Here is a 12,316-nt window from a genome sequence, read left to right on the forward strand (position 1 = left end):
TTAACCCCTTTATTCAATTCCTATAATTTTTCCTGTTTTTAAATCAACCTCTATCTTACGAAACCTTGGATTGGAAACCGTTCCAGGCATAAGGTTTATCTCACCAGAAATAGGAACTATTAACCTTGCCCCTCTAAAAACCATGATATCTCTCACGTTAAAAACCCAATCTTTAGGAACCCCTCTTAATTTAGGATTGTCTGAAAGTGAAAGACTGGTTTTAGCCATACAAACAAAAAGCTCTGAAAGGTCTTCGTTTTTAAGTTGGTTTAGTTTTTGTTCGGCTAAGGGAGAAAAGCATACCTCTTTTGCTCCATATATTTCTTTCGCGATTTTCTCTATTTTAGCCTGCAAAGTTTCTTTGCTTTCATAAAGAAAAGAAAAATTGTTTGGGGTTTCGCAGGCCTCTATCACTGCCTCAGCCAGTTCAAGGGCTCCTTCTCCTCCTTTTAACCAGTGGTCTGAACAAACCGCAACCACTCCCATTTCTTGGCAAAATCTTTTAACCACCTCTATTTCTTCTTTAAAATCATAGGTAAACCGATTGATACAAACTACAGGTTTTATACCGCTTTTTTGGATGATGTTTATACAGTGGGATAAAAGCTCACATCCTTTTTCTACTAAGTCTGGTCTTAAAGATTGATACTCTTGGGGAAGAGGTTTATTTTTTTGAGGTATAGGTGCTCCTCCGTGGTATTTTAAAGCCCTTAAAGTAACTACCAATACCACAGCCTGAGGAGAAAGACCAGATAACCTACATTTAATATTCCAAAACTTTTCATACCCTATTTCTGCCCCAAAACCCGATTCAGTTATATGATAGTCTGAGAGTTTTAATCCTAAATAGTCTGCGATGATAGAAGATTGTCCTAAAGCTATGTTGGCAAAAGGCCCGGTGTGGATAAAAACAGGTTGACCTTCCATCGTTTGAGCAAGGGTGGGATTTATAGCCTCTACCAACCAAGCTGTCATCGCTCCTGCTACTTCCAAGTCTTCAGCGGTGATAGGTTTTCCCTTTTTATCATAAGCTAACACTATATTGCCTACCCTTTGTCTTAAATCTTTTAAATCTTTAACAATAGAAAGAATGGCCATCAGTTCTGAAGCAGGTGCTATCCAAAACTTACTTTCCATCAAAACGCCATCTTTTTTTTCACCAAGACCTATCAGCACCTTTCTTAAAGCCTGGGCACAAAAGTCTATTATCCAGGGAAACTCTACTCTTTTTGGGTCTATGTTAAGTCTTTTGAGCCCTATTTTTGCAAACTCTTCATCTGAATACATCTCTTCGTAGTGGAGCCTTGAGGTAAGGGCTACCATGCCAAGGTTATGGGCGTTCATCACGGCGTTTATATCTCCGGTGAGCCCAAAAGAAATTTTTTCTAAAGGTATTACTTGAGATAAACCACCTCCAGTCCCTCCTCCTTTAAGGTTAAACGTAGGACCTGAAGAAGGCTGTCTAATAGCACCACTTACTTTTTTTCCTTTTTTAGCCAAACCCTGGATAAGACCTATGGTGGTAGTAGTTTTACCTTCTCCAAAAGGAGTGGGAACTATAGCCGTAACGTTTATATACTTACCATTAGGCTTGTTTTTTAACCTTTTCATTACTTTAGCATAATCAACCTTAGCCAGATAGTAGCCATAAGGGATAAGCTCTTCTGGTAAGATCCCAGCCTCTTCTGCAAGTTCAAAAACTTTTTTCATTTGTTTCTCAGCTTGATAGGCTATCTCCCAGGTAGACATCTTCGTTGGGTCTGTTTTTCTTTTCATAAAAACCTCTTATTTCCTGTCTTTAGCCTATATGTTTTATAACAAAAACCTGATTTCGTCAATCTAAAAATAAAACATTATATCCCTTTTAATCCTTTTATTGTGTAAAAACTTCTTGAAGCGCTCGGTTTTTAAAGCTTTAAAAATAAGAAAAGAAAATAAACTCCCTTAAAAGGGCAACCCAATCTCTTAACAGTGCTTTTTGTGGATAAAATTTAGATATGTGTTATTATTATTCTTAATTAATTTTTTTTTAAACATGAGGTCTGGAAATGCTAAAACATGCGGTTTGGATATTGCTTTTTATTATTTTATTTTTAGGAGGATTTTGGATGGAGGCTACAGCTAAGAACTCTGATTACATAGTAAATAAAGTGGTAGAAAAAAAATTAAAAAACGGGCTTACTGTTCTTTTTTATCCTTATGACCGGGAAGACGTGGTTACGGTTAAGCTTTGTGTTAAGGTGGGAAGTGCTTACGAAAACGAAAAACAAGCAGGGCTTACCCATCTGATAGAACATATGATTTTCAAAGGCACTGAGACCAAAAAACCTGAAGATATCGTGGGAACGATAGAGGCTCTTGGTGGTTACATGAATGCCTTTACCTCTTTTGATTATACTTGTTATTATGCTACCGGTCCAGCCAAGATTTTAGAAAATTCCTTAGACATCCTTTCTGATGTGGTTTTTCATCCCTTTTTTGACCCCAAAGAGTTAGAAAGGGAAAAAGAAGTAGTGATTGAAGAAATGAAGATGAGGCTTGATAACCCTCATGTGGTGTTGTGGGAAGAGGTGATGAAGGCCTCTTATCAGAAATATCCTTATAGGAGGCCTATCATTGGTTATGAGGAAACGGTAAGGTCCTTTAAAAGAGAAGACCTTTTGTCCTTTGTTAACCAGTTTTATACTCCCGAAAACATGGTTCTTTCAGTTATAGGAAAGGTGAACCAAGACCGTTTATTTGCCTTAGTAGACAAATATTTTACCAACCTTCCTAAAAGGACGCTTAAAAAGGTTAAGTTTCCTAAGGAACCTTTTACAGAAAAACCAAGGCTTGTATGGGTAGAAAGACCGGTAAAAGAGGGTTATTTTGCTTTAACCTTTCCTGGGGCTTCGTTTAAGGATGAAGACGCACCTATTTTAGAACTTTTGGCAGAAGTTTTAGGAGGAGGAGAGTCTTCCAGGCTTTATGTGAGGTTAAAAAGAGACCTAAACTTAGTAAAAACTATTTCTATGTCTGCCTTTACCCCTGCTGGACCAGGGTTGATAGAAATCTTTGGAACGGCAGACCCAGAAAAGTTTAAAGAGGTTCTTTCTCAATTAATAACAGAACTGGAAGAAATCAAAGATTTTGGAGTTACTGAAGAGGAATTAAAAAAGGCCAAGGTAAAACTCCTTTCTGACTTTGTGTTTGACGCAGAAACTTCTGAGGGCCTTTCAAGCACCCTTTCTGCTTTTCAATTAAACAGAGGAACCTATAAGGATATCCTGTGGTATAAAAAGAAAATAGACGAGGCAACCGTTGAAGACCTAAAAGAAGCAGCTAAAAAATATTTTGACTTTAACAAAATGGTAGGTGGTTTCCTTTCTGAAAAAAGGCTTTTTACTGAAGAATACCTTAAAAACCTTATCTCCGTAAAAAAAGAAAAAACCATAAAGAGTTTTAGTTTAGAAAATGGGCTTAAGGTGTTTATCTATCCAAGAAAAGACCTACCTACTATAGGTATAACCTTAGCCTTTCCAGGAGGTTTAAGGTTTGAAACCCCTCAAACCAACGGACTTTTTCAGGCCTTAACCCTTATTTGGACAAGAGGCACCCAAAAATATAGTGCAGAAGAAATAAACTTTAAGCTTGAATCCTTAGGTGCCAGTATAAAAGGGTTTTCTGGTAGAAACACCTTTGGAATAAAAGCCCTTTCTCTTTCTTCTAACCTTGAGGAAACCTTAGAGCTTTTTAAAGAAATTTTACTTTATCCTACTTTTAAACCAGAGGAATGTGAAAAAGCCAGACCTGAACTTATTTCTATGCTTCTTATGCAAGAAGACAGTCCTATTAGCTTGGCAGTAACTCAATTTTTAAAAATCCTTTTTTCTGACCATCCTTATGGTTTAAATATAGCTGGAGACCAAAGGTTTTATCAATCTTTTAACTCAGAAGACCTAAAACAGGCTTATCAAAGGTTTGTCAATCCAAATAAAGGGGTATTAACCATAGTAGGGGACGTAGACCCCTTTATCTTAAAGCAAAAACTTGAGACTATTTTAAAGGATTGGAAACCCTTTTCTGCTCCTTTTTCCGAAGAAGAAGAACCTAAACTACCTTCTCAAAGGTTTCAAAAAATTAAAAAAGAGACCTTCCAAAACCAAATTTTACTTGGTTTTCAAACCCCTGGACTGACCTCTAAAGAAAAGCTGGTTTTAGAGGTTTTAAGCAGTGCCCTTTCAGGGCAAGACGGAAGGCTTTTTAGAATTTTAAGAGATGAACGCGCTCTTGCCTACAGCGTAACCTCTTTTACGGTTTTTTATCCTAAAAAATCTGCCTTTGTGCTTTATATAGGTTGCTCTCCTGAAAAAGAAGAAGCAGCCATAGCAGGATTTTGGGAAATATTAGAAGAAATTTCTCAAAATGGTCTAACCCAAGAAGAAATAGAAAGAGCCAAAAACAGGCTCTTAGGTAAACTCAAACTTGGATTACAAAGCAACCTTTCTAAGGCTGAGGATATGGCAGTAAACGAGGTTTTAAACCTTGGGTGGGACTATAGCCAAAAATACGAAACCATGTTAAAATCTCTTAAACAAGAGGATATAAAGAATTTTATAAAAACTTATTTGCAAAAGGATAAAGCTGTGCTTTTTATTTTAGGAAAATAACCTTTTTAAAGTTATAAATGGAAATTAGCTTTATTACCGAAAACGAAGAAGAGACTATAGAATTAGCCCGAAGGCTATCTAAGGTCTTAAAGCCTGGGGACTTAATCCTTCTTTATGGAGACCTTGGGTGCGGGAAAACTACCTTCGTAAAAGGTATTACAGAAGGTTTATTGGTAGACCCAGACATTTACGTAACCAGTCCAACCTTTTCTTTGATTAATGTATACGAAGGAAAATATACCATTTATCATGTAGACCTTTATCGTTTAGACCACATAGAATTAGAAGAGTTAGGCCTACATGAATTTTTAAACGAAGGTATAGTAATCATAGAATGGGCTGACCGTCTCACCGAACCTTTAAAAGAAGATTTTTTAGAGGTGTATTTTGAATATTTGGACCTTTCTAAAAGAAAGCTCACTTTTATCGGTTATGGAGAATGGCAAGACCTCCTAATAGAACTGGATAAGGATGGGTTATCAACTTAACCGCAAAACGTTTTAACAAGAACTCCATTTTAAGGTTTTTAAAATAACCTGTTAAAAACTTATCTAAAAAGTTTTTTTGGTTAAAAAAATCCTTTAGTCCTAAAACCAAACCACCTGAAAGATAAATACCTCCTTCTGGCAAAAAAGTCAGGGCTAACTCCGAAGTTTTTCTTCCTAAAAGCTCTAACATGATTTCTACGATTTTAATTCCTTTTTGGTCTCCTTTTTTAGCAAGCGTAAAAATTTCTTCAGGAGATAACCTTTGCTTAAAATAAAAATCATACCAAAGAGAAACCCCTTTCCCTGAAAGGGCTTTTTCCCAACAAACCTCCTCTTGCTGCTGTTCTAAGTAGCTTAGAAAAAGAAACTCCTCTTTTTTTAAAGCACAAAAAGGTATGTGCCCGTTTTCTGAAGGTAAAACCTTATCTTTTTCTATCAACACCGAAACCCCAAGACCTGTCCCAGGGGCTAAAAAAACCTTAGGAAACCTTTTTTTGGTTTTTCCTTTTTTTAAGGTTTTAAAATCTTTGGGGGATAAAAAAGAAGACCCAAGCGCCAAACCATGAAGGTCGTTTACTAAAAAAATTTCCTTAAAATCAAACTTTTTCTTGAGTTCTTCTGAGGATACCTGCCAGCCTAAGTTGGTAAGCTTGGCTTTACCTTCAACAACCGGTCCGGCAACCGCTAAATATGCCTTTTCAATAGGAAAATCAACCCTAATCTCTGTTAAATATTCTTTAATCAGGCTGGAAAGGTTTTTGTATCCTTTAGTTCGATAAATCTTTAGTTGATAAAATCTTTTACCTTTTAAAACGGCAAGTCTTGAGTTTGTGCCCCCTATGTCAGCTAATAACATTTTAAGATAAAAAAATATAATAATTCCTCGGGCATACTACCCGAGGAACCTAAGTTAAAACTTACTATTTTTGAGTTTTCTTTAGGTTTTCGTAGTAAACGTTAAACTTTTCTATCAGCTTCTCTGTATAATCAACCTTAGGTGAAATATAGTATATCCCAGGTTGATTTTTTTCTAAAACCAGGTCTATCCCTTCTTTTTGAACAAACTCTTTAAGCACCTTTTCTAACTCTTTAAAGACTGGATCAAGAAGTTGTTTTTCATATTCTTGCATCTCATACTGGGCGTCTTCCTGAAGACTTTTGAGTTCTCTTAGCAACTTTTGATATTCAGCCTGTTTTTTTTCTCTGGCCTCTTGCGAAAGAAGAGAGCCCTTCTTTTCAAGCTCTTCTTTCATGGCATCTATTTCTTTAGCCTTGGCTTGAACTTTTAAAGATAGCTCCTCATATTTTTTCTGAAGTTTTTGAATGACTTCTTCTCCATATTTAGATTTATTAACTACCTTTTTAATATCTATAACCCCTATCTTTAAAGATGTTTCAGCCTTTACCTCTTTAAAAAATCCAAAAAACAAAAAAACAACAAAAAAAATCCAAAACACCCTTCTTTCCATAAATACCTCCTTTTATTTTACTTATTCGATGATAACAAAATCAACTCTTCTGTTTATAGACCAACAGGTCTCATTAGAACATTTAGCTAAAGGCCTTTCCTCTCCAAAACTTATGGTACTAATTCTTTCTTCGTCTATCCCTAATTTAATCAAAACCTTTTTTACCTCTTGAGCTCTTTTAGCCCCAAGTGCCATATTATATTCGTTAGTACCTCTTTCATCACAATTTCCTTGTAGTTCAACCTTTAGGTTTTTATGCTGAAGAAGATATTTAACGTTATGCTTTATAGGGTCCCACATGTCTTCTTTTATAGAGTAGTCATCATAATCAAAAAAAATCGCTTTAAGAGGTAGAGTGCTTCTTCCATACAACATCCACCTTTCCCAATCCTCTTTTTCACAACCTTTTTCTTCTTCAGAAGAAAAAGGTTGTTCTTCTTCAGAAGAAACTTTTTTTTTATCAATCTCTACCTGATTTTGAGGTTGAGAAGTTGGAGAAGGTTGAACGACAGGAATTTCCGTACCTCCAACTATAGGAGGAACCTCTTTTTTAGCACAACTAACCAATAAAAAAAGAGTCAATATTAAAAATCCCCATAATTTCACGGCATCCTCCTATTCCCAGCAATAACCTACTATGTCTAACTCTAATAAAAAATCACCCAATAAAAACTCTAATTGTTTTCTAATATATCTCGTTATTTCATAAAGTAAAGTTAGCTCATCGTTTAGAATCTGGGTTATTAAGGTATAATCAGCGTGAGAAAGTTTATTTAGCAAACGACGACAAAAATAATCCCTACATATAAAAGGCCTGGCAAAGATTTTACATCCTGTAGGTCCTACAAAAAAGCATTTAAGTGGAATCTCCCTATCTTTAGGAATAGGTTTTTCTAAGAAAAGATTTAAAAGTAAAATATTTATCGTAACCTCTGCTTCAATACCAGCTTTACAACAACCTTTTTTGTCTATCACCGAACAAACATAACATTCGTTAAAAGTTTCTAAGTTTAACATCGTTTGATTAGAAAGATTTACTGCTTTTTCATATCTTTTTAAATAATCTAAAAACTTATCATCTCGATAAAAATAATCTTTCCAGTTTTCAAATAGTTCTTCAGCAGTTTGGATTTTCTCTTTCATTAAAGCGGTTGGGTCTGGGTCTAAATGTTTAATCAGTCTTAGATTTTTCAACATGGTTTATTCTTTAATTATTTTTAAAGATTTTAATTTAAAAGAAAAAAAATAAAAGATGTTAGATGATGAACCTGGATTATTTGAACAAAAATTTTGAAGATAAGAATTAAACAAGGTTTTAAGGTTTTAAACTTTTGTCAAAAAGAAGAAGATAAATTAGTTTAAAACCATGTCGAAAACTTTTTTGGTTTTCGACATGGTTTTAAACTAAACTTTAAAGTGTTTTTAAACATATAAATTAACCGGAAAAGACAAAGGTCGTCAAAATAATAGCCCCAATATTTGCTTATTTAGAATTGCGTTAATTTATTAATAAACTATAATAATAATTTATGGAATATCTTTGGTTGGTTTTGTTTTTCTTGGGGGTAGTTGTGGTCTTAGGGATTTTTTATTTTAAGGTAAGGGCTTATGTAGACGAGAAATTTTCTTTTTTTCAACAAAAAATAGAAAGCCTGGCAGAACCTTTATTTTCAGTTAAAGAAAGGATGTCTGACCTTCAGGAAATCAAACGAGACCTAACCAAGCTCTATCTGGCAGAAGAGGTGCTTAAAGGAGTAAGTGAGGATGTAGCTAAGCTTAACGCTATTTTTTTAAGTAGAAAGTCAGGAAAAGGTGGTGAAAAAGCAGTAGAAGAGATTTTAAGTCTTTTGCCCCCAAACCTTCTTGTAAGAAACCTTAAGATGGGCTCATCAGAGGTAGAATTTGCCTTTGCTTTAAAAAATGGAAAGTATCTACCCATAGATTCAAAGGTTGTCTCCCCAGAGATTCTTAGCAAAGAAAAACTTTCAGAGGAAGAGATAAAAGACCTTATAAAAAAGATTAAAAAAAGAGCTAAAGAGATAGTGGTTTATACCAAAGACGAAAAATCTGTAGGTTTTGCTGTTATGACCTTTCCTGACAGAATTTATGATTTCGTTAAGACAAAACTTTTAGAGGAATTAGAAAAAGACAAAATCATACTTGTACCCTATGGTTTGCTTTTATCTTTTTTGATGTTTGTATTTTTCTTCTGGGAAAGGTTTGGGCAAGTAGTAGAAGCCTCAGATTTTGCTGAGGTTTTAGTAAAGTTAGAAAAAGGGTTTTATGAAATGGAAAAAGACTTAGAACAACTCTTTAAAGAAATTCGTTCGGTTGAAAACCTTTTTTCTCGGGTAAGAAACAACCTAATTTTGTTAAAAAGAGATATAGAAAGGATTAAAGAAAAGACCGGTTAGAAGTTTTATAAAATAGGAGGTCTTTTGGGTAAAGTTTTTGAACTACCTATCGTTGGGATGACTTGTGCAGCTTGCGTTAAAAGAGTAACAGACCTTCTTCTTAAAATTCCGGGGGTAAAAAAGGTAAGCGTAAACCTAATCACTGAAAAAGCAGTTTTAGAGGTTGAGGAACAGTCCAGCCTTGATTTAAAAGTCATAAGAAAAACCCTGCAAAAAGGAGGTTATGACTTAGGGGTTCAACGGGTGGCATTTAAGATAGAAAAATTATCTTTAGGAGACCCTATAGCAATCGAAAAAGAAGTTTTAAAAGTTTTTGGAATAATAAAAGCCTCAGCCAATTTAGCCACAGAAGAACTGGTTTTAGATTATGTACCTACCTTGGTCGATCAAGAAGACATAAAAAAAATCCTCTCAAGGTTGGGTTACGATCAAGCGGTTATTTTACAAGAAGAAGTGGAATTTTATGAAGAAGTTTTTAGAAAGAAGGAACAACAAGAATTAAAAAAACGCTTTTTGATAAGTGCAGTTTTAACCGGTTTTATCCTTTTAGATATGCTAACCCATATCTTTTGGCATCTGGAGAAAAGAGAAATTTTTAATTATGTTCTTTTTATTTTAACCACCCCGGTGGTCTTTTATGGAGGAGGTAGTTTTTTTAAAGCAGCGTTCAAGGGGTTGACCCACCTTTCTTTTAACATGAATACCTTAATAGCCCTTGGTACAGGCGCAGCCTATGGCTATAGTTTTTTAGCTACCTTTTTTCCTAACATCTTTTTGGCCTATGGTCAGCAACCACAGGTTTATTATGAGACAGCAGCGGTAATCATTACACTTATTCTTTTTGGACGTCTACTTGAAGCTAAGGCCAAGCATAAAACCACAGAGGCCATCAAAAAACTTGCTTCTCTTCAACCTTCTAAAGCTAGAGTTATTAAAGAGGGTTTTGAAATAGAGGTTCCTATAAAAGAAGTTAAAGTAGGTGATATACTTTTGGTTAAACCAGGAGAGAGGATTCCATTAGATGGAAACATCATAGAAGGCATAGGATTGGTAGACCAGTCAGTTATTACTGGAGAAAGCTTACCTGTGGAAAAAAAAACTGGAGATAAGGTTATAGGAGGGACGTTAAACCTCACCGGAAGTTTTAAGCTTAGGGTTACAGAAATAGGAAAAGATACCGTTTTAGCCCATATTATAAGGTTAGTAAAGGAAGCCCAGGCAACTAAACCTTCTATTCAAAGACTCGCGGACAGGATAGCCTCGGTGTTTGTACCACTGGTTATAGGAATTTCTTTGTTTACCTTTATCGTTTGGTTTTTTTTAGGGTATGGTCTAACCTTTAGCTTGATGAACGCTATTTCGGTTTTAGTGGTAGCCTGTCCTTGTGCTTTAGGGCTTGCTACTCCAACAGCCATTGCTGTGGCTACAGGAAAAGCTGCAGAAGAAAACATTCTTATCAAAAATCCTGAGTCCTTAGAATATACTAACCGCTTAAACTATGTAGTGTTTGATAAAACAGGGACCCTTACTTACGGTCAACCAGTGGTTAGTAAGATTAAAGTGATTTCAAATTGCTCAGAAAAAGAGGCTATAAAATTGGCTGCCTCTGCAGAAAAAAACTCAGAACACCCTTTAGGTAAGGCTTTATTAAACTATGCTAAACAAATAGGTGTAGATATTTTAGACCCAGAGGAATTTTACTATCTCCCTGGGAAAGGGGTTGTAGCTCAATTAGAGGGAAAAGAAATTTTAGTAGGTAATAAACGCCTTATAGAAGAGGCAGGGGTCTCCTTAGAAGGATTAGATAGTCTTTTAGAAAAAGAAAACCAGGAAAAGGGATCTTATATTTTGGTAGCTGTAGACGGAAGGTTGTGTTGCGTAGTGTGGTTTGTGGACCAAATTAAACCAGAGGCATTTGAGGTATTGCAAGCCCTTAGATCCAAAGGTATTAAAGTAGGTATGCTTACCGGAGATGTTTGGGACACTGCTAAGGAAGTGGCTCACAAACTACAAATTGATGAATTTTGGGCTGAGGTTTTGCCTCAAGAAAAGGCCCTCAAAATAGAAGAATTAAAGGAAAAAGGAAAGGTGGTAGCTATGGTAGGAGATGGAGTAAATGATGCCCCAGCCTTAGCTAAAGCTCATCTTGGTGTGGCTATAGGGTCTGGGACTGAGGTTGCTTCAGCTACTGCAGACATAATTTTAGTAAAAGACGACCTAAGAGACTTCTTAAAAGCTCTAAATTTAGCGTCAATAACCTACAAAAAGATAAAACAGAACTTTTTCTGGGCGTTTTTCTATAACCTTATTCTTATCCCAGTAGCTGCGGGAGTACTTTACCCTTTCTTTGGAATCCTGTTAAAACCCGTCTTTGCCTCAGCTTCGATGGCCTTTAGCTCACTTTTTGTGCTTATTAATTCGTTACGGCTAAAAAAGATAAACCTATAAAAACTCAGTAGGAGGAAAAGGATGAAAGTTTACACCTTAAAAGTAGAAGGTATGACCTGCCCTCATTGTGAAATGATTATCGAAAAAGAACTAAAAACCCTTTTTCCTGAACTTATTTTGGTTAAAGCAGACAGAAATAAAAAAGAGGTCACCTTAAAGGTCCTTCAAGAATTAGACCTTAATAAAGTTTCTAAAGCAATAGAAAAACTTGGTTATAAAATAACAGAAACAGAATGATTATTTATTCCTTTTTCTTGCAACGCCCTTTTCTTTTAACCCCGGTGCCTTCTTCTGCTTTCTTTTTACACTTCCCTTTGGATTTAGGTTTTTCTTCAGGGGCTAAACCAGGGCTTGTTTCTTGAGAAGGTTGGTTTTGGATTAGTCCATATTTAGCCAAAACGATCCTTTCAGCCTCTAACCAGTTGTCTAAATCCCTACCTGGTATACAACCACTTTTTACGTAAAGCTCATAAGCTACCATCCTGATTTCATCTTCTAAGGCCTTTTTATCCATACCCCCTCCTAAAAATTTTAGTGTTTTAATTAAAATTTATATATATTTTTTAAAAAATTATCAAGGACTTTTCATAGTGTCCCTTTTATTGTGTAAAAATTTTTCCGGGAAAGGCATGGTAGTTCCCCAATTCAATTTCATTAAACCCTCTTAACTTCCTTGAGTTTAACCTCTCATTCAGTTCTTTCAAGATTAAATATAACAACCTCTCAACAGAGCCTTCATCCGGAAATACTTCTATTACCTTTATCCTCCTTTTTATCTCTTTCGCTAACCCCCTTCCCTTCAGACCCAAATATCCAAAATCCAAGTATCTCTCTTCTCCCATCAGGCT

12 protein-coding genes are annotated in these 12,316 nt (G+C 35.5%); 5 read left to right on the forward strand and 7 right to left on the reverse strand.

The window, feature by feature from the left end; genetic code table 11:
* Positions 1-9: 9 nt before the first annotated feature.
* Complete coding sequence (locus tag F1847_RS08605) at positions 10-1,776, reverse strand: formate--tetrahydrofolate ligase (RefSeq protein WP_150072644.1); 1,767 nt, start codon at positions 1,774-1,776, stop codon at positions 10-12.
* 332 nt (positions 1,777-2,108) lie between these two features.
* Here F1847_RS08605 and F1847_RS08610 point away from each other — a divergent pair, with 332 nt between their 5' ends.
* Together F1847_RS08610 and tsaE are read left to right on the forward strand one after the other, a co-directional pair.
* Positions 2,109-4,649, forward strand: a complete 2,541-nt coding sequence (locus F1847_RS08610; protein ID WP_168194313.1) for a pitrilysin family protein — start codon at positions 2,109-2,111, stop codon at positions 4,647-4,649.
* A 17-nt stretch (positions 4,650-4,666) separates the two neighbouring features.
* Positions 4,667-5,137, forward strand: a complete 471-nt coding sequence (tsaE, locus tag F1847_RS08615; protein WP_150072646.1) for a tRNA (adenosine(37)-N6)-threonylcarbamoyltransferase complex ATPase subunit type 1 TsaE — start codon at positions 4,667-4,669, stop codon at positions 5,135-5,137.
* Here the strand turns inward: tsaE and F1847_RS08620 are convergent.
* The 4 genes from F1847_RS08620 to F1847_RS08635 form a co-directional block, all read right to left on the reverse strand.
* The gene (locus F1847_RS08620) at positions 5,073-5,993 is read right to left on the reverse strand and encodes an ROK family protein (protein WP_150072647.1); all 921 of its coding nucleotides are present in this window, start codon (positions 5,991-5,993) and stop codon (positions 5,073-5,075) included. The genes tsaE and F1847_RS08620 overlap by 65 nt on opposite strands.
* 64 nt (positions 5,994-6,057) lie before the next feature.
* Positions 6,058-6,606, reverse strand: coding sequence for an OmpH family outer membrane protein (locus F1847_RS08625; protein ID WP_150072648.1), 549 nt, complete (start codon positions 6,604-6,606; stop codon positions 6,058-6,060).
* Positions 6,607-6,627: 21 nt separating this feature from the next.
* The gene (pal, locus tag F1847_RS08630) at positions 6,628-7,212 is read right to left on the reverse strand and encodes a peptidoglycan-associated lipoprotein Pal (protein ID WP_150072649.1); all 585 of its coding nucleotides are present in this window, start codon (positions 7,210-7,212) and stop codon (positions 6,628-6,630) included.
* Positions 7,213-7,221: 9 nt separating this feature from the next.
* Positions 7,222-7,803, reverse strand: a complete 582-nt coding sequence (locus F1847_RS08635) for a hypothetical protein (RefSeq protein WP_150072650.1) — start codon at positions 7,801-7,803, stop codon at positions 7,222-7,224.
* 332 nt (positions 7,804-8,135) lie between these two features.
* On the opposite strand from F1847_RS08635, the gene rmuC reads away from it, so the two are divergent.
* Genes rmuC through F1847_RS08650 form a run of 3 tightly spaced genes read left to right on the forward strand, consistent with a single transcriptional unit; the run spans position 8,136 to position 11,705 of the window.
* Positions 8,136-9,020, forward strand: a complete 885-nt coding sequence (gene rmuC / locus F1847_RS08640; RefSeq protein ID WP_150072651.1) for a DNA recombination protein RmuC — start codon at positions 8,136-8,138, stop codon at positions 9,018-9,020.
* Positions 9,021-9,044: 24 nt separating this feature from the next.
* Positions 9,045-11,468, forward strand: coding sequence for a heavy metal translocating P-type ATPase (locus F1847_RS08645; RefSeq protein ID WP_150072652.1), 2,424 nt, complete (start codon positions 9,045-9,047; stop codon positions 11,466-11,468).
* 21 nt (positions 11,469-11,489) lie between these two features.
* On the forward strand, positions 11,490-11,705 hold the full coding sequence (locus F1847_RS08650) for a heavy-metal-associated domain-containing protein (protein ID WP_150072653.1): 216 nt from the start codon (positions 11,490-11,492) through the stop codon (positions 11,703-11,705).
* Positions 11,706-11,709: 4 nt separating this feature from the next.
* Here the strand turns inward: F1847_RS08650 and F1847_RS08655 are convergent, their stop codons facing one another.
* A complete protein-coding gene (locus F1847_RS08655) occupies positions 11,710-11,982 on the reverse strand; it encodes a DUF2934 domain-containing protein (protein ID WP_150072654.1) in 273 nt (90 codons plus the stop codon).
* An 85-nt stretch (positions 11,983-12,067) separates the two neighbouring features.
* A complete protein-coding gene (locus F1847_RS08660) occupies positions 12,068-12,310 on the reverse strand; it encodes a transposase (RefSeq protein ID WP_150072524.1) in 243 nt (80 codons plus the stop codon).
* Between the last annotated feature and the right edge of the window lie 6 nt (positions 12,311-12,316).

The sequence above is a fragment of the Thermodesulfobacterium sp. TA1 genome, from assembly GCF_008630935.1.
GTDB lineage: Bacteria > Desulfobacterota > Thermodesulfobacteria > Thermodesulfobacteriales > Thermodesulfobacteriaceae > Thermodesulfobacterium.